17 protein-coding genes are annotated in these 23616 nt (G+C 66.3%); 9 read left to right on the top strand and 8 right to left on the bottom strand.

The window, feature by feature from the left end; genetic code table 11:
- Positions 1-78: 78 nt before the first annotated feature.
- Complete coding sequence (ppnN, locus tag CLU94_RS24615; protein WP_070254173.1) at positions 79-1449, bottom strand: nucleotide 5'-monophosphate nucleosidase PpnN; 1371 nt, start codon at positions 1447-1449, stop codon at positions 79-81.
- 311 nt (positions 1450-1760) lie between these two features.
- Here ppnN and CLU94_RS24610 point away from each other — a divergent pair, with 311 nt between their 5' ends.
- The 4 genes from CLU94_RS24610 to CLU94_RS24595 all read left to right on the top strand — a co-directional run bounded on the left by CLU94_RS24610 (position 1761) and on the right by CLU94_RS24595 (position 6183).
- Positions 1761-3266 (top strand): peptide MFS transporter, encoded by a 1506-nt coding sequence (locus CLU94_RS24610; protein WP_099667564.1) that lies wholly within the window; start codon positions 1761-1763, stop codon positions 3264-3266.
- Between the two features lie 129 nt (positions 3267-3395).
- Positions 3396-4082, top strand: coding sequence for a UPF0149 family protein (locus CLU94_RS24605; RefSeq protein ID WP_099667563.1), 687 nt, complete (start codon positions 3396-3398; stop codon positions 4080-4082).
- A 12-nt stretch (positions 4083-4094) separates the two neighbouring features.
- A complete protein-coding gene (locus tag CLU94_RS24600; RefSeq protein ID WP_099667562.1) occupies positions 4095-5789 on the top strand; it encodes a hypothetical protein in 1695 nt (564 codons plus the stop codon).
- A 13-nt stretch (positions 5790-5802) separates the two neighbouring features.
- Positions 5803-6183: a hypothetical protein gene (locus tag CLU94_RS24595; RefSeq protein WP_099667561.1), complete on the top strand. Its 381-nt coding sequence runs from the start codon at positions 5803-5805 to the stop codon at positions 6181-6183.
- Between the two features lie 9 nt (positions 6184-6192).
- Here the strand turns inward: CLU94_RS24595 and CLU94_RS24590 are convergent, their stop codons facing one another.
- The 4 genes from CLU94_RS24590 to CLU94_RS24575 form a co-directional block, all read right to left on the bottom strand.
- Positions 6193-8679: a TonB-dependent siderophore receptor gene (locus CLU94_RS24590; RefSeq protein ID WP_257218985.1), complete on the bottom strand. Its 2487-nt coding sequence runs from the start codon at positions 8677-8679 to the stop codon at positions 6193-6195.
- A gap of 100 nt (positions 8680-8779) precedes the next feature.
- Positions 8780-9802, bottom strand: a complete 1023-nt coding sequence (locus CLU94_RS24585) for a FecR domain-containing protein (RefSeq protein WP_099667560.1) — start codon at positions 9800-9802, stop codon at positions 8780-8782.
- A complete protein-coding gene (locus tag CLU94_RS24580; protein WP_099667559.1) occupies positions 9795-10316 on the bottom strand; it encodes a sigma-70 family RNA polymerase sigma factor in 522 nt (173 codons plus the stop codon). The genes CLU94_RS24585 and CLU94_RS24580 overlap by 8 nt, the downstream gene beginning before the upstream one ends.
- A gap of 215 nt (positions 10317-10531) precedes the next feature.
- Entirely contained in the window at positions 10532-10759 is a 228-nt protein-coding gene (locus CLU94_RS24575) for a hypothetical protein (protein WP_077405728.1), read from the bottom strand.
- A gap of 173 nt (positions 10760-10932) precedes the next feature.
- On the opposite strand from CLU94_RS24575, the gene CLU94_RS24570 reads away from it, so the two are divergent.
- Complete coding sequence (locus CLU94_RS24570; RefSeq protein WP_099667558.1) at positions 10933-12138, top strand: hypothetical protein; 1206 nt, start codon at positions 10933-10935, stop codon at positions 12136-12138.
- Positions 12131-13078 (top strand): AAC(3) family N-acetyltransferase, encoded by a 948-nt coding sequence (locus CLU94_RS24565; RefSeq protein ID WP_099667557.1) that lies wholly within the window; start codon positions 12131-12133, stop codon positions 13076-13078. The genes CLU94_RS24570 and CLU94_RS24565 overlap by 8 nt, the downstream gene beginning before the upstream one ends.
- A gap of 50 nt (positions 13079-13128) precedes the next feature.
- Here CLU94_RS24565 and CLU94_RS24560 read toward each other — a convergent pair whose 3' ends face one another.
- On the bottom strand, positions 13129-15396 hold the full coding sequence (locus tag CLU94_RS24560; RefSeq protein ID WP_099667556.1) for an OPT family oligopeptide transporter: 2268 nt from the start codon (positions 15394-15396) through the stop codon (positions 13129-13131).
- Between the two features lie 211 nt (positions 15397-15607).
- Between CLU94_RS24560 and CLU94_RS24555 the strand changes: the two genes are divergently transcribed.
- The gene (locus CLU94_RS24555) at positions 15608-17932 is read left to right on the top strand and encodes a penicillin-binding protein 1A (protein WP_257218984.1); all 2325 of its coding nucleotides are present in this window, start codon (positions 15608-15610) and stop codon (positions 17930-17932) included.
- Positions 17933-17975: 43 nt separating this feature from the next.
- Here the strand turns inward: CLU94_RS24555 and CLU94_RS24550 are convergent, their stop codons facing one another.
- Positions 17976-18632, bottom strand: coding sequence for a TetR/AcrR family transcriptional regulator (locus tag CLU94_RS24550; protein WP_052140174.1), 657 nt, complete (start codon positions 18630-18632; stop codon positions 17976-17978).
- A gap of 375 nt (positions 18633-19007) precedes the next feature.
- Here CLU94_RS24550 and CLU94_RS24545 point away from each other — a divergent pair, with 375 nt between their 5' ends.
- Together CLU94_RS24545 and CLU94_RS24540 are read left to right on the top strand one after the other, a co-directional pair.
- Entirely contained in the window at positions 19008-19922 is a 915-nt protein-coding gene (locus tag CLU94_RS24545) for a lipase family alpha/beta hydrolase (protein ID WP_099667554.1), read from the top strand.
- A gap of 10 nt (positions 19923-19932) precedes the next feature.
- A complete protein-coding gene (locus CLU94_RS24540) occupies positions 19933-20844 on the top strand; it encodes a lipase secretion chaperone (RefSeq protein WP_099667553.1) in 912 nt (303 codons plus the stop codon).
- Between the two features lie 3 nt (positions 20845-20847).
- Here CLU94_RS24540 and CLU94_RS24535 read toward each other — a convergent pair whose 3' ends face one another.
- Positions 20848-23577 (bottom strand): ATP-binding protein, encoded by a 2730-nt coding sequence (locus CLU94_RS24535; protein ID WP_180278762.1) that lies wholly within the window; start codon positions 23575-23577, stop codon positions 20848-20850.
- Positions 23578-23616 lie beyond the last annotated feature (39 nt).

The raw sequence follows: 23616 nt of genomic DNA, 5'->3' as shown, positions 1-23616 counted from the left end.
TGGCTGGGAACGCGGATGAAAAGGCGCCGCCCTCCCCCCGCAAACGCAGGGGGCGGGCGGCGCTGCTTGAAAAACGACTTACTGGACCACGGTATAGCAAGGCACGTACGCCGTGCCCGCCAATTTCATGCGGTGCTGCGCAACAAACGAGGCCAGCAGCGCATCCATGGGGCCAGCGATGGATTTGTCGCCGTGGATCTCGAAGTTGCCGTGCTTTTCGATCGAGCGGATGCCGTCATCCTTGACGTTGCCCGCCACCACGCCCGAAAACGCGCGGCGCAGCTGGGCCGCCAGCAAGTGCGTGGGCTGGTTCTTGTGCAGGCTCAGGTTGCGCATGTTTTCATGCGTGGGCTGGAACGGCTTCTGGAATTCGTGGTCGATCTTCAGCAGCCAATTGAAGTAATACGCGTCGCTGTGCGCCTTGCGGAATTCGCGCACCTGGCGGATGCCTTCGAGCATTTCGCGCGCCACCAGTTCCGGGTCGTCGATGATGATCTTGTAGCGCTGCTGCGCTTCCGGACCCAGGGTGTCGCTGATGAACTGGTTGATCTGCACGAAGTACTCGCGCGACGTTTCCGGACCCGTGAAGATCAGCGGGAATGGAATCTCGGCATTGTCTGGGTGCAACAAAATACCGAGGATGTACAGAATCTCTTCGGCCGTGCCGGCGCCGCCGGGGAACACGACGATGCCGTGGCCCGCGCGCACGAACGCTTCCAGGCGCTTTTCAATGTCCGGCATGATGACGAGGTCGTTGACGATGGGGTTCGGCGACTCGGCCGCGATGATGCCCGGCTCGGTGATGCCGAGATACCGTCCATTGTGCAGGCGCTGCTTGGCGTGGCCGATGGTGGCGCCCTTCATGGGGCCTTTCATGGCGCCAGGGCCGCAACCGGTGCAGATGTCGAGGCCGCGCAAGCCCAGCTGGTAGCCCACTTCCTTCGAATAATTGTATTCGGCGCGGTTGATCGAGTGGCCGCCCCAGCACACGACCAGGTTCGGGTTGAGCTGGGTTTGCAGCACGTTGGCGTTGCGCAGGATGTGGAAGACGGCATCCGTCACGCCTTCCGTGCTCTGCAAGTCGAATTTCGGGTTGCCCGTCACTTCATCGCTGACGAAGATGATGTCGCGCAGCACGGCAAACAGGTGCTCGTGGATGCCCTTGATCATCTTGCCGTCGACAAAGGCGATGGCCGGCGCACCCTTGATGTCGAGCTTGATGCCGCGCTCGCGCTGGATGATGGAGATTTCAAACGACTGGTAGCGCTCCAGCAGGGCGCGGCCATCGTCGATGGTGCTGCCGCAATTCAGGACCGCTAGCGCGCAGCGGCGGAAAGTGTTGTACAGGCCGCCCTGGCTGGTGTCGAGCAGTTTGTTGACTTCAGTCTTGGAGAGCACGTCCAGGCGGCCTTCCGGTGAAACCAGAGTATCGATAACGTCGTGTTCCATAATGCGAAAAATCCCTTTAAAAATCGATGCTCGAAGGTCTTGCAGCCTCAATATACGACAAGTCAGGCAAGTTGTGCTGTGCCGCCGCAAAATCGCCGGGGCCTCCCTTGCCTGCAAACCGGTTTGACCAATATGAAACAGTCATTCTTGCTAATGCGAATCGAAATCTTCGCTCAGCGCAATTTGTAGATTAGAATGCCAGCCTATTGGAATTCCCGTGCGTGAGGTTCTTCATGAGAGTCCCCGCCGCCCGCAGGCTTCCATAAGTTCGTTGTATCGATTGACTATAATAATTTTTCAGGAGGAACCGCATGAGCGGTGCGACTACGCCCAACAAGGAAGCCGTTATTCCCGAGTTCAAGCAGATTATGGGCCATCCAAGCCCATTGTGGATGTTGTTCATGACTGAATTCTGGGAACGCTTCGCGTTCTACGGAGTTCGCTGGGCGCTGGTACTGTACATCGTGGCCCAGTTCCACGGCGGCGACGGTTCGGGACAGGCAGCGGCCAACCTTACCTACGGTTCCTTCCTCGCGCTGGTGTACGCCGGCGCCCTGTTCGGCGGCTACATCGCCGACCGGGTCATCGGTTACCAGCGCTCCATCCTGCTGGGCGCCGTCTTCATGGCTGCCGGCCTGTTCTGCATCTCGGTACCGAACCAGGACATCTTCAACCTGGGCCTGGCCACCATGATCGTCGGTAACGGCATGTTCAAGCCGAACATCTCGACCATGGTCGGCAAGCTGTACACGACGGCCGATCCGCGCCGCGACAGCGGTTTCACGATCTTCTACATGGGTATCAACATGGGCGCCATGGTCGCCCCTGTCTTTACGCAATGGCTGGCCGGGTCGATCTTCGGCACCAGCGACATGCCTGCGTACAAGATGGTCTTCATGGCCTCCGGTTTCGGCATGCTGATCAGCCTGGTATGGTTCGCCATCGGCCGCCGCGCCCTGAAGGGCATCGGCGCACCGGAAGCCGGTGCCGGCAGCCCGATGCGCGTCGTCTGGGTGGCCGTCGGCTCCCTGTGCGTGATCCCGCTGATGTACTTCCTGTTGACCGTCGGCGCTGAAAAGCTGCAAATCGTCCTGACCGTGCTGTTCGTCGGCCTGGCCGTGATGCTGATGATCGAAGGCATACGCAACGGTAAAGTGGCGCGCGACCGCGTCATCGCCATGCTGCTGATCTTCGTCTTCAACATCCTGTTCTGGATGTTCTTCGAACAGGCAGGCAGCTCGTTTACCTTCCTGGCCGACAAGATCGTCAACCGCGACCTGGGCTTTGCCATCTTCCCGACCGCCTACTTCCAGACCGTCAATTCGGTCGCCATCATCGTCTTTGCGCCGATCATCGCCGCCGTCTGGGTCTTCCTGGCGCGCCACAACGTCAATCCATCGATCCCGCGTAAATTCGGCCTGGGCTTGCTGGGCAATGCGCTGGCCTTCGGCCTGCTGATCTTCGCACTGTCGAGCCTGGTTGGCGCCGACAACAAGATCCCGTTCTGGACCTTGGCGACCGTGTACATGCTGCAATCGATCGGCGAGCTGTGCCTGTCGCCTATCGGCCTGTCGATGGTCACCAAGCTGGCGCCAGTACGCCTGGTCGGCCTGGGCATGGGCGGCTGGTTCCTGTCGACCGGTATCGGCAACAACCTGTCCGGCATCTTCGCCAGCCACGTCAGCGGCGAAAGCGGCATGTCGGTACAGTCGGCCCTGTCCGGCTACACCTTCGGCTTCTGGTCCCTGCTGGGCGCCGGCGTGATCCTGTTCCTGATCGCACCGCTGATCAACAAACTGATGCACGGCGTGAAGTAAGCGTCTTGTTGTAGATCAAAACGGCGGCCTGCGGGCCGCCGTTTTTCATTCGGCAGCCGTTTCCCCCGTGCCGGACGGTACAATACCGCCAGGGCCAGCGGCCATCCACCCACATTACTGAAAAATTCCATGTCCAGCATCTCCACCACCACGCCCCTCTCCGACGACGAATACGCCGAACTCGACACCCTGCTGGCCGCGCCCGCCCTGGCCGGCCGTGCCATGGACGTGTCGATGCTGGAAGGTTTTCTCACGGCCGTCGCCCTGAGCCCGAAACAGATCGCGTCGGAACAATGGCTGCCCTGGGTCTGGGACAAGGCGGCCGGCAGCGCCTTGCCGGCACAGGACGAGGCCAGCGAACGGGCGGCCAGCCTGGCGCAGCGCCACCACGCCTACATGGTCGAATGGCTGGCGAAGGACCCGGACAGCTTCGAGCCCATCTACGTCTGCGGCCCCGAATGGAGCGTGCCCGCCTGGTGCGCCGGCTTTGTCCTTGGCACGAGCCTGGACAAGCCCCAGTGGGCGGCCCTGGCCGTCAGCCACCCGGAGTACCTGGCGCCGTTCCAGTACCTGGCCACGGCCAGCGAGCTCGACGACGATGCGGCCGAAACGGCCATGGATGGCGTGATTCCGTCCGTGATCGCCATCAACGCCGCCTGGGCGCGCCAGCGCCACCTGAAAAGCCAGGCCCAAAGCCAGCCCGGCGCCACCGTCCTGCGCGAAGTGCCGAAGACGGGCCGCAACGACCCGTGCCACTGCGGCAGCGGCAAGAAGTATAAGAAATGCTGCGCCGACGCCGATAGCGCGGCCACCTAAGGCGACTCCTCCTTGCGCCAGCTGCTGACGGCCATCCTGCGCTTCCTGCTGCGCCACGCGCTGCAGTTCGCGCTGTTCATCGTCATCCTGCTGGCCGGACGCCTGCTGCTGGCCGAATGGCGCGCCTACAGCGCCGGCAGCGAGGCTGTCGCCGTGCTCAGGCTGGCCGCCGAGGGCGCCGACAGCCATGGCGCCGGCCTGGCCGCTGCCGCCACGGCGCGGGTCAACGCCCTGCAAAAGACCTCGCACGCGGCCATCGCCGCGCGCCTGGCGCAAGTGCAGGCGCAATTGACGGCCTTGCGTGCGCGGCAGCAAGCGTCGCTGTTCACCCTTCCCCTGCCCGACGCGAGCACCCTGGCCCGGCATGCGCAGGAGGAAGCGGCGCGCCGCGTGGAGATCGAAGTGCTGGCGCAGGAAGCCCGCTATCTGACGGCCCTGCAAGCGGCGGTCAGCGGCGAAGATGCGCGGCACACGCTGGCGCGCCTGCATGCGGAACACGTGGGCGCATATGCTGCACTGCAAAATAATCTGCGCCAGCGCCGGCAACTGGAAACGCAGCACCCGCTGGCGGCGCGCCTGCCCGGCAGCGACGCCTACGCACAGCTGTCGCAGCTGGAAGCGCAGGGGCAGCGTTTGCGCGACATCAACCTGCAAGCCTACCAGGCCTGGGCGGCGCAGCGCACCCGCACCGGCAACGCCGCCCGTCCGGCCCCATTTGCCATCGACGAGCAAGCCTTGAGCGCCGCCCTGGCGCCCGTGCAAAAGGCCATCGCGGCGGGCGAAGGACAACTGGCGCGCAACTGGATCGGGCGCTGGCGCGCGCCCGTCATGGACGTGGCGCCCACGGCCGCCCTGCTGGTGCTGTCGGCCATCCTGCTGCCCGCCGCCATCAAGGCCTTCTTTTACTTCGTGCTGGCGCCCGTCGCTTCCCGTTTGCCGCCGCTGTCGATCGCGCGCGAACTGCAAGTCGCGGGCAGTTCACTGCCACTGCCGCCGCAGGGCGAATCGCGCATCTCCGCCGTCTCGCAGGGCTTGCTGCTGCAGCCCGGGCAGCAGATGCTGATCCATCCCGAATACCTGCAATCGTCGCCCGTCAGCAGCACCAAGCGCACGCAATGGCTGCTGGACTGGCGCTTCCCGTTCACCAGCCTGGCCGCCGGCATGGTGGCGCTGACCCGCCTGCACAGCGGCGAGGAAGCGTGCGTGACGATATCCGCCAGCGACGACCCGCTGCTGGAAGTGGCCGTCGTCCACCTGCCGGCCGGCAGCGCATTGGTCTTCCAGCCACGGGGACTCGTGGGCCTGGTCTGCGACTCGAATCAGCCGCTGGCGATATCGAGCCACTGGCGCCTGGGCAGCCTGCATGCCTGGCTCACCCTGCAGCTGCGCTTCATCGTCTTTCGCGGCCCCGTCACGCTGCTCGTGCGCGGCTGCCGCGGCGTGCGCCTGGAACGGGCCGGCCAGGGACGCTCCATCAGCCAGTCAGCCACCCTGGGTTTCACCACCGACGTGCTGTATTCGACCCTGCGCAGCGAAACCTTCATCCCGTATCTGCGCGGCCAGCAAGCCTTGCTCAACGACCGCTTCGACGGCAAGCACGGCGTCTACCTGTACGAAGAAACCCCGCGCCACGGCAAGCAGCCGGGCAAGGCGGGCAGCTGGTTCGAGGGGTTCACGGACGCGATATTGAAAGTGTTCGGCATCTAGCCGCGAAAATACGATGGACGATTTCCTGTTTGCCGATTTCCTCGAGGACCATGCCGCGTATGCGGCGGCAGAGGCCTGGTGGCAGGCGCGCCTGGCCTTCCTCGACGGCCAATGCGCGCCGTATCTGCGCACCGCGTTCGCCAATGGCCAGCCGTTTTATGACGGCAATCCCATCGTCAACCTGGCGGACCGGCACGCCGGCAAGGCGGCCCGCATCGTGCAGCAATGCCCGCATGAATGCGGCCACGGCTACACGAGCTTCGAACAGGCCATCGAACTGGCCAGCGGCGACGGGCACCGCCCGGCACGGGAAAAAATCATCGTGCTGACCCTGACGCAGGAGACGGCGCAGAGGGCCGAGGCGGAATTGCGCGCCTGGTTTGCGCCGGCGTAAGGCTGCGCGCTACCAGAGGTAGGCCACGCGCACGCCGACATTGCGCTGCTCGCCGTAATTGCAGGCCCGCGCCGAAAAACACGAGGCGACATGGTATTTGTCAAACAGGTTCTTCACCGTCATGCTCACACTCAAGCCGCGCCAGTCGCTGCGCGCCTGCCCCAGGTCATAGCGCAGCGACAGGTCGGCCAAGGTGAACGCGGGCACCTGGAAGGTGTTCTCCGCGTCGCCCCAGCTGGCGCCCACGTGGCGCACGCCGGCGCCGGCCGACAGCCCGCGCAAGCCGCCAACGAAGGCGTAGTCGGCCCACGCGGAAGCCATCTGCCGGGGCACTTCATACGGCGACTTGCCCTGCACGTTCGTGCCCCACATGTCCGGATTCGCCCTCGTCACCTTCAGGGGGTTGTAGGTGAGGGACGCCAGCAGTTTCAGCTGGCTGCCCGGCTGCGCCGCCACTTCCAGTTCGATGCCGCGCGAGCGCACCTCTCCCTGCTGGATGGAGAAATTCGGGTCGTCCGGGTCCGTCGTCAGCACGTTCTGGCGGCGCAGTTCGAATGCGGCGGCCGTCACGGACAGATGCGCGCCAGGCGCGTATTTCACGCCGACCTCCACTTGCCGGGCCGTTTCCGGCTCGAACGGACGCTCAAGACGGTCGGCGCCGGAGACGGGCGAGAACGATTCGCTGTAGCTGGCGTAAGGCGCCAGGCCGTTCGCCGCCAGGTAAGTGATGCCGGCGCGGCCCGTGAATGCCGTGGGCTTGCGCACCGTCGTGGTCGACGGCGATACCAGCAGATTGCGCTGTTCCTGGCGCGTCCAGTCCTGGCGCCCGCCCACGGTGAAGACCCATTGACGGTACTGCATGCGGTCTTGCAGGTAGGCGCCCAGCTGCCGGTTGTGCTCGCGGCGCAGGGCATCGGGCGCCAGCGCCGCCAGGTCCAGCGCGCCACCGTAGACGGGGCGGTAGATATCGATCTGCGGACCGTCGGCGATATACGAGCTGAACGAAGTACTGCTGCGGCTGTAATCGATGCCGGCAACCACCTCATGGCGCAGCGCGCCCGTCGCCACCTGACCCGTCACGCTGGTGTCGAGCGAGTACACGCTGCCCTTGCCGTCGCGCGTATCGATCTCGCGGTTGGTGACCGCATGGTCGATTAAGTTGCCGTAACGAAACATATACTGTTCATGGTTATTCGCGTGCAGGAAGCGGAAGTTCTGCCGGAGCGTCCACCCGCTGTCGAACGTGTGGCGCGCCGCGTAGCCCGCCGACGCGACGCGCGTTTCCTCGTGGTCGAAGCCGGGCTCGCCCAGGAATCGCGTCAGCGGCAGGCGGCCGTTGGGATTGCTGCCGTTCAAGGCTTCCCACTGCACGTTCGACGATTGCATGGCGCGATTCTGCTGAAAAAAGCCCAATAAGGTGATGCTGGTGCGGGCGCTCGGCGCCCACGTCAGGCTGGGCGCCAGATAGTAGCGGTCGTCCTGCATGTAATCGATCTGTTGGTCCGCCTGGCGCGCCAGCCCCACCAGCCGGTACTGCAGGCTGCCGTCGTCGGCCAGCTTGCCGCCCACGTCGAGGGCCAGCTGCTTGCGCGCATAGCTGCCGAGCGACAGTTCGACCTGGTTTACCTGGTCCGCCGCGGGGCGCTTGGCGACGAAATTGACGATGCCGCCCGGCGCATTCTGGCCGTACAACACGGACGAAGGCCCCTTCAGCACTTCCACGCGCTCGGCGCCGTACGGCTCCACGCCGAAAAAGCCCAGCGTCCCCATCGGCATCAGGCGCATGCCGTCCAGGTAGAACGCGCCCGAAAACTGGCTGAAGCCCCGTACCGACAGGCTATCGTCGGCAGGATTGGCGCCTGCCGTGTTGCTGCGCAAGCCGGCCGTGTACTGGATGGCGTCGTTCAGGGTGCGCACCCCCTGGTCATCCATGCGGTCGCGCGTGATGACGGAGACCGATTGCGGCACTTCCAGCAGGGAAGCGTCGGTCTTGGTGGCCGTGCTGCCCCGCCGCGCCACATAGCCGCTGGCCCTGCCCCACGGGTTTTCTCCTTCCGCCTGCGCGCTGATGGTCACGGGCGCCATCATCTGCACGCCGTCCGCCGCCCCGCCGGCAGCGGATGCGGCGGCACGCAGCGCGTAGCCGCCGCCGGCCGTGCGCACGGCAGCGAGCCCGGTGCCGGCCAGCGCCCGCGCCAGCGCGTCGTCCACCGTGTAGCTGCCAGTGACGCCGCCGCTGCGCAGCCCTTCCGTCGCGGCCGAGCCAAAGGCGATCAGCAAGCCCGCTTCACGTCCCAGCCGGTTCAATGTCGCTTCCAGCGGCCCGGCCGGGATGGCGTAATGGCGCAAGGACTCGGCCTGTCCGGCCGTTTGCGCCTGCGCCGGCGCGCCGGCCAGGCTGGCCAGTGCGCCCAGGCACAGGGCGTGCACCAGGTGGGCCAGCGGCGTCATGGCCAGCAAGCGCGTGGATGGGGGGAATGTGCTGCGGTTGTTCATGGCATGCCTTCGTATCATGGGATGGGTGGAACGGGCCAATACCTGCGCCCTCACTTCCCTTGACAAGGCAGCGTGCAAAAACAGTCCATGTATTTTCAGTTTATTTTTTCGCCGCGCGCGGCCGCACGGTGACCCAGTAGCGCGTCAGGTAGTGCAGCTCGACGGGCAAGGCTTCCACCAGCGCCAATAGCACCCTGTCGGTATCGGCCAGCGGATAGGCGCCCGACACCAGCATGTGCGCGAGCGCCGGATCGCATCCCAGGTGGCCGCGCCGGTGGCGCGACAACTCCAGCAGGAAATCGTCCAGGCGCATGTGCGCGGCGACCAGCATGCCGTCCGCCCAGGCACCGGCGCCGGCATCGAGCGCATGCGCCGCGCCCACGCCGTCGCGCGTAAAACTGCCCTCCTCGCCCGCCCGCAGCACGCGGGGCTGGCCGTCGGCCGCCGCAGGCCGCAGCTCGACGGCCCCCTCCTGCACGCCCACCTGCACGAAGCCCGCGTGCTGGCGCACGATGAATCGCGTGCCCAGCGCGCGCGCCGTGCCGTCGGCGGTGTACACGCGGAAGGGCCGCTGCTGTGCATCGGGCGCCGTCTGCAGCAGCACCTCGCCGCGCAGCAGCTGCACCGCGCGCTCGCTGGCGTCATAGCGCAGCTGGATGGCGCTATCGGTATTGAGCACCAGCGTGCCGCCGTCCGGCAGGCGCACCGTGCGCCGCTCGCCCGTGGCCGTGCTGGCATCGGCGTTCCACGACTGCCACGCCGGTGTCTGGCGCAGCATGGCGGCGCTGCCGCCCGCCACCACCAGTGCCGTGAGCAGGCGCACCGCGCGGCGCCGCTGGGCGCCTGCGGGCGCGGCCAGGGCGCCTGCGGGCGCGGCCAGGGCGGCGCTGGCCAGCGGCGGCGGAATGCCGGCCAGCTGGCCGCTGACCGCTTCGATACGCTGCCAGGCCCGCTCATGTTCGGCTTCCTCGGCGCGCCAGCGCTGCCATGCCTGCAGCTGTGCGGCAGTGGCGTCGCCGCCCTGCAGCGCCAGCCACCACTGCACGGCCCGCCGCGCCACGGCGGGCGCCACGCTTGCGGCGACAGCCGTTCCGTCAAGGGCGAGGCTTGCCTCTTCATCCATCGTGCTGCTCCGGGAAAAAGCAGCGCAGGGCCGCCCTGGCCAGATGGCGCTTGACGGTGGACAGGGAAATGCCCAGTTCGGCGGCGACCTCCTGCTGCCCCAGGCCGTCGAGCTGCACCAGCAAAAAGGCTTGCCGGGCCTGCGCTGGCAGCCCGGCCAGGCGCCGGTCCAGCTCCACCAGCCGTTCGAGGAACATCAGGCGCACTTCGGGCGGCGGCGCCACCGGCTCCGGCATCAGGGCAAGAGCGTCGAGGTAGGCTTGCTCGATGGCGCGCCGGCGCACATGGTTGATCAGCAGGTTGCGGGCGATCGTCGTCAGGTAGGCGCGCGGCTCCTGCACGCCCTGCATGCCCTGCGGCGCGAGCACGCGCAGGAAGGTGGCCTGCGCCAGGTCGGCCGCGTCGAAGGCGTTGCCCACCTTGCGCTGCAGCCAGCCGCGCAGCCAGCCATGGTGCTGGCGATACAGAATGGCGATGTCATCGAAATCATGCAGGGAGACGTGGTCGGCGGACATGGAGCGGCGGGTCTGGCGGGCAGCGCAAACTTAATGAGAATTATTCTCAATTATAGGCAGAAGTGGGCATCTCGACAAGATCCGTGCCGACGATACCCGGCCCTGACACTGGCTTCCGACGTAACAGCCGGTTCCGGTCTTGCGGTCCGCAGCGCCGATATCTCTCGCTTGCCGGGCCGCGAAAGTACGACGGGAGGAAGCCCGCAACCTGCGCGCTACGCCGCAATCGAATGCGACACGCTCAGCCACTCGCCCGGCTGCAAATTCGCCGCCGCCTCGCGCGTGGCCAGCACGCTGTCCGGGTCCAGGTCGGAGCGTTTCAGCTTGTAGGAGTAGGCGAAATCATCGGCATCGAATGCCTGCCCCGCCTTCACGTAATACTTGAAGCCGACGAACGCGTCGGGATTGGTGACGACTGTGTATTCAAGCGTGACGCTGTTCATGGCGGGCCTCGTCGACAACGGTGAAGTAGCCATTATGCGTCAATTCCGGCGGCAGCGATGCGACGGCCAATCCTTGCGGCAAGTCAATAACCCTGCCGCCTGCCGGCGCTACAGTAGCCTGTGCCAACCAGCACGCCACTGCTGCCATTACGACCATTACTGCCATGACTGCCATGCGCACCTTGCTCACGAAGATCAGGAACACGCTGTCGCCGCAGGCGAGCCTGCCGGCGGCCGCGCGCATGGAGCGGCTGTCGGACCGGCGCGGCCTGCCCGCCTTCGACCCCGGCCCGCAAGCCGTCGTCAAGGCCTGCACGGCCTGGCTATGCGCGGCGCAGGACCATTCCAGCTCAAACGACGGCGGCGTCGCGCGCGACTACAGCCTGGTCACAGGGTGGTCGAGCTCCTACCCGGAGACCACCGGCTACATCATCCCCACCCTCATCGCCCTGGCGCAGCGCACGGGCGATGAGGCTAGGGATGATGCGCTGCACGGGCGCGCGCGGCGCATGCTCGACTGGTGCCTGGCCATCCAGTTCGCACAAGGCGGATTCCAGGGCGGGAAGATCGATTCGACGCCGCGCGTGCCCGTCACTTTCAATACGGGCCAGATCCTGCTCGGCCTGGCCGCCGGCGTGGCGGCGTACGGCGCGGCCTATGCAGACGCCATGCATCGCGCGGCAAGCTGGCTGCGCGACAGCCAGGATGCGGACGGCTGCTGGCGCCGCCATCCGACGCCGTTCGCCAGCGCCGGCGACAAGGCTTACGAAACGCATGTGGCGTGGGGCCTGTTCGAAGCGGACCGCGTCGCGCCGGGCCACGGCTATGGCGCGGCCGGCTTGCACCAGGTCGACTGGGCGCTGACCAAACAGCGGCCCAATGGCTGGTTCGCGTCGAACTGCCTGGACAACCCGCTCCTGCCCCTGACCCATACCATCGGCTACGCCTTGCGCGGCCTGCTCGAAGCGCACCGCTTTTCGGCGCGCGCCGACCTGCTCGACGCCGCCGCGCGCACGGGAACGAGCGTCGCCAGGGCCGTGGCGGCCGACGGCTACCTGGCCGGCCGCCTCGGCCCGGACTTCCAGCCGGGAGCGAACTACGCCTGCCTCACGGGTTCCGCGCAAAACGCGCATTGTCTGTTCCTGCTGTATCGGCTCACGGGCGAGCGGCCCTACCTCGACGCGGGGCGCCGCCTGAACCGCTACGTGCGGCGCGCGGTCAGCATCGACGGTCCCGCGCACGCGCGCGGCGGCGTCAAGGGCTCGTTTCCCGTCGATGGCGACTACGGCGCCTGGGCTTACCTGAACTGGGCCGCCAAGTTCTGCATCGATGCCAACCTGCTGGAAGTGGAAATAGAGCGGGAAACAGGCGATGCTTGAACAGGCGAAACGCGCCGCCAGGGCCGCGCTGGAAGCGTGGCGCCGCGCCGCCGGCGCCCGGCATGTGCGCCAGAATGCCCCCCACGTGACGCGCGCCGGGCTGGCTGCCGGCCTGGCGCGGCTGGGCATCGCGCCAGGCGATACGCTGTTCGTGCATTCTTCGCTGAAAAGCCTGGGCTACGTGGAAGGCGGCGCGCCAGCCGTGATAGCCGCCCTGCAGGACGCCGTCGGCCCGCAAGGCGCCCTGCTGCTGCCCGCCTACTATCTGCCGGGCGGCACCGTGCGCGCCGCCTGCGCCATGCCCGATTATGTATTCGACCCGCGCCGCCACGGCACGCACATGGGACGCCTGCCGGAAGCCTTCCTTGCCAGCCCCGGTGTCCGGCGCAGCATCCACCCCACCCACTCCGTCTGCGCGTGGGGCCGCCATGCCGCCGACCTCACCGAGGCGCACCACCGCGCGCCCTCGATCTTCGGCATGGGTTCTCCCTGGCAGCGCTTCATCGGCTGCGACCATGCGAAGGTGCTGGGCCTGGGCATTTCCATGGGGCCGGTGACGTTCTATCACGCGCTGGAAGACGCCATGGGCGAGGCCTTTCCCGTACCCGTGTGGGAGGAAGAGACAAGGCTGCTCGCTTGCCTGGACCACGCAGGCCGGCGCTGGGACGTGCCCGTGCGCCCTTTCGATCCGGCAGTCGCACAGCGCCGCATCGACCATCCCGGCCGGGAGGATCTGCGCGCGTACTTTCAGCGGGAATTCGATGCCGCCGGCCTGCGCGTCAACGGGCAAGTGGGCGACGCGGCGTCGTGGTGCATACCCGCGCAGGCGTTTTATGACCACCTGCGCCAACTGGCGTCCGAGCACGTAACGATCTACGCGAGCGCGGCGCAGCTGGCGGCGCGGCCCGTATCGCAGCCATCGCCTCATGCGCGCGCATAAAAAAACCGCCCGGTGCGACCCGGGCGGTTTTCCTTGGAGTGGCTATGACATCAAGCCTGCGAACTGCCCGCTTTCTTCTCGCGCGCCACGATATACAGCAGCACGATGATGAGCGCATACGGCAGCAGCGACAACGCATCCGAATGCAGGCCCGCGTAGAACGGGTTGCCGTGCTCGGCCCAGTCGGCCATCATCTGGTCGAAGTGCGTCAGCACGCCGGCCGTGATCGCGATGATGATGCCGGCCAGCGCACCGCCGGCGATGTAGCCGGACGCCAGCAGCACGCCAGAGCTGCGGTCGCCCGCCAGCTGGCGCTCTTCTTCATTGAGCTTGGCGTTGTGTTCCAGCTTGTTGTTGCGGCGGTCCGCCAGCCAGCGCACCAGGCCGCCGACGAAGATCGGCAAGGTGGACGACAGGGGCAAATACACGCCCACGGAGAACGCCAGCGATGGAATGCCGGCCATTTCCAGCACCACGGCGATCATCACGCCGAACAGCACCAGGGTCCACGGCAGCTGCTGGTCGAGGATGCCCTTGATGATGTAGGACATCAGCACGGCCTTCGGCGCATCGTATTTTTTGACTTCCGAACCGTCGGGACGCTTGCTGTAATGGCCATTGATGCCCGGATCGACCAGGTAAGCCAGCTGGCCATCGTCCTTCACAAAATACTTGCCGGCCGGGCCGCCCACGGTATCCGTCTTTTGCCAGACTTTATACGTGTTGTGGTCCGTCTCGGCTTGCGGGCCATGCAGCTCGCCCGTCACCGTCAGCTTCGACGCATCGACCGTCAGGCCAGGCGCCACTTGCGCGGCCGGCACGTAGACGGTGCTCGCCTCGTTCAGTTTCAGCAGAATCGGACCGAGGATCAGGGCGGACGACAAGGCGCCCGCCAGGATCGCATACTGCTGCAGGCGCGGCGTGGCGCCCACCAGGTAGCCCGTCTTCAAGTCCTGCGACGTGGTGCCCGCATTGCTGGCGGCGATGCAGACGATGGCGCCCACCGACAGGGCCGTCACATAGTAACGTCCGCCCGTCCAGCCCATGATGAGGAAGATCAGGCAAGTGAACAGCAAGGTGGCCACGGCCATGCCGGAGATCGGGTTCGACGACGAGCCGATTTCGCCCGTCAGGCGCGACGACACGGTGGCGAACAGGAAGCCGAAGACGAGGATCAGCAGCGCGCCGAGGAAATTCATGTGCAGCGGCGTGGCAAAGGTGATCACGGCGATGATGGACAGGCAGCCGATGACGACCCATTTCAGGGGGATGTCCTGGTCCGTGCGCAGGGTGGAGTCGCTCTTGACGCCCTTGCCGATGCCTTTCAGGCCGGCCGACAGGCTGCGCCAGATCATGGGCATGGCGCGCACCAGGGAAATCAGGCCGCCGGCGGCCACGGCGCCCGCGCCGATGTACAGCACGTAGGCGCTGCGCACGTCGTCGGCGCCCATTTCGCTGATCAACTTGGTGCCAGGCGAAAGCACGGTGGTCAGGCTGTCGCCGAAGAACTTGATCATCGGGATCAACAGCAGGTACGACAGCACGCCGCCGGCCGCCATGGTGGCGGCGATGCGCGGGCCGATGATGTAGCCCACGCCCAGCAATTCAGGAGAGATTTCGGCGCCGATGGAGCCGCCCTTGAGCGGCGCGGCAAATTCCACGCCCGGCGTATCCTTCCAGCCCTTGAACGAGATATTGAACACTTTATACAGCAAGCCGACGGCGAAACCGCCGAAGATGATCTTCGCGCGGCGCTTGGCGTCCAGCGCGGCAGCCGAATCCTTCTCGATGCTTTCGCCGGCGGCGATGCGCGATTCTTCCGTGGCGGCCGCCTTGAGCACTTCGGCGCACGCCGTGCCTTCGGGGAATTTGAGTTCCTTGTGCTGGTCGACGATCATGGTGCGGCGCATGGGGATCATCATCAGGATGCCCAGCAGGCCGCCGAGGACGCCGACCAGCATGACTCTAGAGATTTCCAGGTCGAAGCCGAGAATCAGGATGGCGGGCATGGTGACGCCCAGGCCGAAGGCCAGCGATTCGCCGGCCGAACCGGCCGTTTGCGTGATGCTGTTTTCCAGGATCGACGAATCCTTGCCGCCCACCTTCTTGGCCAGGCCGAACAGGGTGATGGCGATCACGGCGACGGGAATCGAGGCGCTGACGGTCAGGCCCACTTTCAGCACCAGGTAGAGCGAGGAAGCGCCGAAGACCATCCCCAGGATGACGCCCATGAACAGGGCGCGGAAGGTCATCTCGGGCAGCTTCGCATCGGCCGGGATGTAGGGCCTCACGACGCTCGGTGTTGCATCTTTTGCCATGGATATTTCCTTAATTTTTAAAAATAAACAGCCCGGATTGACGCCCGGGCTATTTTCTTGAAGCCGAGACTATCGCACAGCCGCGTTTCGATGAAAAGGTTTTTTGCTCCCGGTCCCCGAGGCCCGCCCGCCGCCCTGCCCGCGCGGGAAGCACCGGCGCATTGGTCTATAATCGCTGCCACCGTGCCTTGCACGCTCACGTGAGACTGCCTTGACTGCCAAACGAACCGGATTCCCCTGGCCTTCCCGCCGCGCCACCGTGCGCGGTTTCATCATCGCCGGCTGCGCCGCGCTGGCCGCCGCCCTGCTGCTGGCCGCCTACCTGTTCCTGTATGTGCGCCCGCGCCTGCCCGAGCTGGACGTCATTACGGACTACCAGCCAAAGATCCCGCTGCGCGTCTACACGGCCGACAATGTGCTGATCGGCGAATTCGGCGAGGAACACCGCGACTTCGTGCCGATTGCGCAAGTGCCGGAAATGATGAAGAAGGCCCTGCTGGCCATCGAGGATGGCCGCTTCTACGAACACCACGGCATCGACTTCGTGCGCGCCGGCGGCGCCGTGCTGTCGAATCTGCGCCACGGCTTCGGCCACGGGGGCGGCTCCACCATCACCATGCAGGTGGCGCGCAACTTCTTCCTGACGCGCGAAAAAGTCGCCTCGCGCAAGCTCAATGAAATCATGCTGGCCCTGAAGATCGAGTCGGCCCTGTCGAAAGACCAGATTCTCGAGCTGTACATGAACCAGATGTACCTGGGCCAGCGCTCGTTCGGCTTCGGCAGCGCGGCGCAGACGTATTTCGGCAAGCCCTTGTCCGAACTGTCGATCGCGGAAATGGCCATGCTGGCGGGCCTGCCGCAAAACCCCTCGCGCCACAACCCGATCAGCAATCCGAAAAAGGCGCACGCGCGCCAGCAGCTGGTGTTGAAGCGCATGCGCGACCTCGATTACATCAGCGAAGGCCAGTACCAGCAGGCGCTGGCGCAGCCGCTGCATATCAACAGCCGCGGCAAGCAGGGTTTCGACACGCACGCCGAATACGTGGCCGAACTGGCGCGCCAGGCCGTGTATGCGCAGTACAAGGAAGAGAGCTACACCAGGGGCATCAGCGTCTACACGACGATCTTGAAGGCGGACCAGGATGCGGCCTACGCCTCGACGCGCCGCAACGTCATCGCCTACGACCAGCGCCACGGCTACCGCGGCCCGGAAACCTTCATCGACATGCCGCTTGAGGCCGAGCAGCGCGACGACGCCATCGATGCTGCGCTGCAAAAACGCCCGGACAGCGACGGCCTGATCGCCGCCGTCGTCACGGAGGTCTCTAGCGGCAAGGTGGTGGCCGACATCGGCGACGGCGACGCCAAGGCCATCACGGGCGAAGGCTTGCGCTTTGCCGCCCCCGCCTTGTCCGCCAAGGCGGGCGCCGGCATCAAGCTGCGCCCGGGCGCCGTGATCCGCATCACCCAGGACGCCAAGGGCAACTGGGCCATCACGCAAGTGCCGCTGGTGGCCGCCGCCTTCGTCTCGCTGGACGCGGAAACGGGCGCCTACCACGCCATGGTGGGCGGCTTCGACTACAACCTGCAAAAGTTCAACCACGTGACGCAAGCCTGGCGCCAGCCCGGTTCGGCCATGAAGCCCTTCGTGTATTCGGCGGCGCTGGAAAAAGGCTTTTCGCCGGCCACCCTGATCAACGACGTGCCACTGGAAATGCAGGCGGGCGGCAAGGTATGGGCGCCGCAGAATGACGACTTCAAGTTCGACGGCCCGATCACCATGCGCTACGCGCTGGCGCAATCGAAGAACGTGGCCTCGGTGCGCATCCTGCGCGCGCTGGGCGTGTCGTACACGCACGACTTCATGGAAAAATTCGGCTTCGACCCGGCCCGCCAGCCCAGCAACCTGACGATGGCGCTGGGCACGGGTTCCGTCACGCCCGTGCAGATGGCGGGCGCCTACGCCCTGTTCGCCAATGGCGGCCACCAGGTGGAACCGTATTTGATCGACCGCATCGTCGACGCCAAGGGCGCGGTGCTGATGCAGACCAAGCCGCCCGCGCCGAACGACGAGAAGACCCTGGCGCTGGACCCGCGCAACGCCTTCGTGATGGACAGCATGCTGCGCGAAGTCACGCGCACCGGCACGGGCGCGGCGGCGACGAAAAAACTGGGCCGCAGCGACATCGCCGGCAAGACGGGCACCACCAGCGACGCCGTCGACGGCTGGTTCGCCGGCTATGGCGGCGGCATCGTGGCGGTGGCGTGGATGGGCTATGACGAGCCCAAGTCCCTGGGCGGACGCGAATTCGGTTCCTCGCTGGCCATGCCGATCTGGATCGACTACATGCGCACGGCCCTGTCGACGCGCCCGCAGGTCACGCGCGCCGTGCCGGTGGGCCTGAGCCAGGTCGACGGCGAGTGGCTGTACGACGAATTCATCGACATGAACGGGATCAGGACGCTGGACATGGAGGCGGAGACGCCGACGGATCCGGCAGCCGTGCCGGAGACGGTGCCGGTAGAGACAAACTAGTGAAAAAGCCAGGAGCGATCCTGGCTTTTTTTCGGCGGCCTTCTTACGGCGCCTTGACCATGCTCAGGTAGCCGCGCACCGTACTGACGACGCTATCGGCAAAATCGTCGACATTGACCTTCGCTGCGCGGTACTTCCAGCGTTTCACGTACCAGTCCTGGAACAGGGCCAGGCAATGAGCGGCCAGCAAGGTGGGATCGCCCTGCGGCTTCGGTTCGATTTCCCCGATGGTGGCGGCGATCAGGGTCTGCACGTACAGTTCCGAATTCTTCGCCATGCTGCGCTGCTCCACCTGCAGCACGCGCGAATCCATGAAGACAAAATAAAACCACGGCTGCAGCACTTCGGACAGGTAGATCGACGAACGTATCATCGCTTCCAGGCGGTCCAGCGGCGACTTCACGTCGGCAAAAAGCAAGGGCAAGGCTTGCGTGGCGTGGCGCACCACGTCCTCGATCATTTCTGCCAGTTGATCCTTGCTGGTGATGTAGCCATACAGGCCGCCCATCGACAAGCCGGTCTCGCGGCATAAATCGCGCAAGCTCATGGCGCGGAACCCCACGTCATTGGCCAGGCGGAAGGTGGCGACGAAGATGCGTTCAAGATTTTCCAGCGCCGGCTTGCGGCGCTTGACGCCGATGCGCTCCGCGTGGCGGTCAAGAATATATTCCCAGATGTTTTCGCCATTTAAAGGCGTCATCTGCTGAAACTGTTCAAAATTAAAATGGGTCGACAAGTGCATTCCCAAGTAACGGTGTAGGAGCGATATCCATGCCATGCCGGTACGCGGCATTGCAAGATGGCGGGACGGCTGATGCCGGGCCGATTATAGCTCAGGAAAACAACTATTTGACCTTTCAACTATGCAATGGGCGCATACGCAACGCCAAATTCCCACAGTTATTGCGCTGCATCATGCAATTCAAATGCAATTTAAATCCAGCGGTGCTACATTCAAAAAACCGAGCGCTCGCTATTTTTAATGCATCGAGAATGTACAGGAGTGCACGGTTCATCGCTACAGCATCGACATTTCCACTCATTTCCACTATTAATAATACATAACGGAGACAAAATGAAGACTCGCTTCTGGCAACTGCTTTCCACCCTGCTGTTTTCCCTCGCCATCCTGCCCGGCAGCGCCAGCGCCGCCGGCTACACGCAAACCAAGTACCCGATCGTGCTCGTGCACGGCCTGTTCGGCTTCGACAAGCTCGGTCCCGTCGAATATTTTTATGGCGTTCCCGCCGCCCTGCGCAGCGGCGGCGCGCAAGTGTATGTGACCACCGTGTCGGCCGCCAACAGCACGGAAGTGCGCGGCGAGCAGCTGCTGTCGCAGGTGCGGCAAATCCTCGCCGCCACAGGCGCCGCCAAGGTCAATTTGATCGGCCATAGCCATGGCGGTCCGACGGCCCGCTATGTCGCTTCCGTGCGGCCCGACCTGGTGGCGTCCGTCACCAGCGTGGCCGGCGTCAACAAGGGCTCAAAAGTGGCCGATATCCTCAGCGGCGCCATTCCCAACACCAGCGGCGCGCTGGGCAACGCGCTCGCCTCCCTGATCGGCATTTTGTCGGGCAACAAGGGCTTGCCGCAAAACGCGGGCGCCTCGCTCGCGTCGCTGTCCACGGCCGGGTCGCTGGCCTTCAACAGCCGCCACCCGCAAGGCATCCCGACCAGCGCCTGCGGCGAAGGCGCCTACCAGGTGCAAGGCGTGTACTACTTTTCGTGGAGCGGCGCGCAACCGTACACGAACGTGCTCGACGTGGGCGACCCTGCCCTGGCGGCCATCAGCCTGGCCTTCGGCGGCGTCAAGAACGATGGCCTGGTGAGCAGCTGCTCCAGCCACCTGGGCAAGGTGATCCGCGACGACTACGCCATGAACCACCTCGATGAAGTCAACCAGTTCGTCGGCATCGTCAACCTGTTCGAGACGAACCCCGTCACCGTCTTCCGCCAGCAAGCCAACCGCCTGCAAGGCCTGGGACTGTAAGGAGAAGCGCATGCACGCGAAATGGATCATCGGCGGCAGCCTGGCAGCCCTGGCCCTGTACCTGGTGCTGCGCCCAGGCGAGCCGCCCGCCCCGCCGCAGGAAAAGGCGGAACCGGACCTGTTCGCGTTCGTGCGCTCGATGCAAGGCACGCGGCCCGACGGCGACGTGACGGTGGCCGCCGGCGACAAGCTGGTGGTCGATGCGGAACTGGGCCACCTGTTCGACTACTACCTGGCGGGCCTCGGCGAAAAGCCGCTGGCCGCCATCCGCAGCCAGATCGAGGCGGAGCTGGACAAGCGCTTGGCGCCCGTGCCCGCGCGCGAAGCGAAGCGCCTGCTGGGCGCGTATCTGGCCTACAAGCAGGCGCTGGCCGGCGCGGAACAGGCCTTGCCGGCGCAAGCCGATCCCGCCGTGGCGGCGCGCGCGCGCCTGCAAGCCCTGCGCGCCCTGCGCGGCGATTACTTTACGCCGGAGGAAAGCGCGGGCCTGTTCGGCGCCAGCGATGCGTATGACGACGACGCCGTGGCGCGCATGGATATCCTCGGCAACACGACGCTCGATGAAGCCCAGCGCCAGGCGCAGCTGACGGCGCTGGACCAGAAGATGTCGCCGGCCCAGCGCGCCGCACGCGATGCGCCGCTGCAGGTGGCCAGGCTGGATGAATCGGTCAAGGCCCTGCGGGCACAGGGCGGCGGCGAGAATGAAGTCTACCGCCTGCGCGCCAGCACCTTCACGCCGGCGGCGGCGGCCCGTCTGGCGGAACTGGACCGCGAGGAATCGCAGTGGCAGCAGCGCATCATCGCCTACCAGGCGCAAAAAAACAGCCTGCCCGGCGGCGCGCAGGATGCGGCGGCCCTGCAGCAGTTGCGCGACGCCAGTTTCACGCCGGAGGAACAGCGTCGGCTGGGCGCCTACGAATAGCCTTCAGGCCAGCTGCGCCAGCAACGCTGCCGCCGCCATCACGTCCGTCGTGTCGCGCCCCTGGCCATAGAGCGCATGCACAGGCGCCAGCACGGCGTGCGCGGCGGCGCCGCGGCCTTGCACCAGCAGCACGGCCGCCAGGCTGGTGGCGCAGCGCAGTTCCCAGCCCGGCGCCTGCTGGCCCCTGGCCAGCTGCAGCGCTTCTTCCAGCTGCGCCCGCACCGCGTCCAGGCCGGCCGCATCGTCTTGCGCCAGCGCCCGCCAGCGGTGGTGCGCGTCGCGGCGCAGCACTTCCGGCGCGCTCCACGGCGCCAGGCCCGTGCGTGCGCGCCGCAGCGCCTGGCTATCGGCGGCCGCGTCGTGCAGGGTGGCCATCAAATCGACCTGTATCGGCCAGCTGCGCACCGAAGGCCAGGGGAATGGCGTCATCGCCTCGCCCCCGTCGAGCAGGCGCTGGTAGGCGGCGCCCCAGGCGCTCCAGTACAGCAAGCCATAGCGGGCCGCGTGCTCGCACAGCAGGCAAGTCCACGCCTGCGCCAGTTCCCGCCGCCCGCACCACAGGGCGACGGGAATGGCATGGATGGCCAGCGCCACGCACAGCGTGACGCCATTGTGCTCGAAGCCCACCGTCACCGCCTCGCGCGCCAGCGCCAGGGCGTCGTCGGGGCGGCCCTGCATCCACAGGCAGCGCGCCAGCGTACCGCGCAGGCACACCTGGTGATCGGCCAGCAAGGCATTGTTGAAGCCCAGCTGCGCCGCGCCCCCGGGATGCGCGAGCACCATGCGCGCCAGCGCCGCCGACTGCGCGTAGCGTCCCTGCACATACTCGCCCACGGAACGCATGCGCGCCAGCACCAGGTGCATCGCCGTGTCGTCGCGCGTTGCGCACAGGACGGCAAGCTCTATGACGTAACTGTCGGCGCGCTGGAAATCGGCCAGCTTCAGGCAGCAGATCCACATGCCGCAAATCGCCTCGGCCCGGCGGCTGCCATCGTCCGTGCGCATGGCCAGCGCATAGCCGCGCTGGAAGGAACGCAGCATGGTGCCGGTGATGCCCTGCGTATGCAGCAGCAGGTGCGCCTGCGAAGCATGCAGCTGCATTTCGCTGTCGGGGTCGTCCACCGCATGCGTAGCCATGCGCTCGAGCGCCCGCTCGACGCGCACGCGGTATTCATCCATCAGCGACAGCTGATAGAACAGGGTTTGCGCGGCCAGGGTCAGCGCCACGCCCAGCGCCACGTCGCCCTCCTCGCCGAAGGCCCAGTCGATGGCGGCCCGCAAGTCGTCGACATGGCGGCCGTAGCGCGCGCTCCATTGGGCCGGCGGCATGCTGCCCCAGTCGGCGGCGATGCGTGCGGCCAGTCCCAGGCAATGGCGCGCATGGCGCAGCAGCACGGCGCCCGCGCCACCGCCCGCCGACAGCTGCGCGCCAGCATAGGCGCGCGTGGTGTCGAGCAGCCGGTAATACACGTGCTGGCGGCAAAATTCGATGCTGACGAGGGACTTGGCCGCCAGGTCGGCCAGCGTGTCGAACACGTCGCATCCCGCCACGGCGCTGGCCGACTCGAGGCGGAAGCGGCTCCTGAACACGCTCAGCGCCTGCAGCGCCTGGCGCTCTTGCGCGTCAAGCAGGCCGTAGCTCCAGTCCAGCGTGGCGCGCAGGGTCTGGTGGCGCAAGGGCATGTTGCGCGCGCCGCGCGTGAGCAGGCGAAAGCGGTCGTCGAGCTGGCGGCGCAATTCGTGCAGGCCGAAATGGCCGATGCGTCCGGCCGCCAGCTCCAGCGCCAGCGGGATGCCGTCGAGGCGCCGGCAGATGTCCACCACCACGGGCACGTCGGCGTCGGCCAGCACGAAGGCATCGTCGACGGCCGCGCAGCGTTCGCAAAACAGCTGCACTGCGGAGAAATGCCGGGCCGCCGCCGCATCGGGCACGGCATCGGCAGGCGGCAATTCCAGCGCGGGCAGGCGCTGCAGCTGTTCGCTGGTGAGGCGCAGCGGCTCGCGGCTGGTGGCCAGCACGTGCAGCAGCGGCGCGCCCTTGAGCAAGGCATCGGCCAGCGTGGCGGCCGCGCCGATCACGTGCTCGCAGTTATCGAGCACGAGCAGCATGTGGCGCGGGCGCAGGTAGGCCAGCAGGACCGGCATGGCGTCGCCGGCCGGCACCGCCACCCCCAGCGCCGTGGCCAGCGCCAGCGGCACCAGGCGGCCCTCGTCCAGCGGCGACAGGTCGACGAAACACACGCCGTCGGCATAGCGGCGCAGCACGCGCGTGGCCAGGCCGACGGCCAGGGTGGTCTTGCCGATGCCGCCCGGGCCGGCAATGCACAGCAGGCGCAATTGCAGCAGCTGGTTGGCCATCGTTTGCAGCACCTCGGCGCGGCCCAGCATGCGCGTCAGCATGACGGGCAGGTTATGCCGCGGCTCGGCGCCCGCCGCACCGGACGCCGGCCGGCCCGTGTGCGCCAGCGGCGCCAGGAAGCCGTAGCCGCGCCCGGGGATCGTGGTGATGTAGCGCTGGCCGTCGCGGCCGTCGCCGAGCGCCTTGCGCAACGCCGCCAGGTGCACGCGCAAGGTCGCGTCGTCGACCACGGCATTGGGCCAGACGATGGCCACCAGTTCATGCTTGTCGACGATGTCGCCGGCGCGCTCCAGCAGGGCCAGCAGCAAGTCCATGGCCCTGCTGCCCAGGCGCAGCGCGCGGTCGCCCTCGAACAGCAGGCGTTCTAGCGGCAAAAGGCGAAACGGGCCAAAGACATAGGCCGGGACGGGACT

Source organism: Janthinobacterium sp. 13 (assembly GCF_002749695.1).
Lineage (GTDB): Bacteria > Pseudomonadota > Gammaproteobacteria > Burkholderiales > Burkholderiaceae_D > Janthinobacterium > Janthinobacterium kumbetense.
Note: the sequence above shows the minus strand (reverse complement) of the source record. Positions and strands in the feature narration are given on the sequence as shown.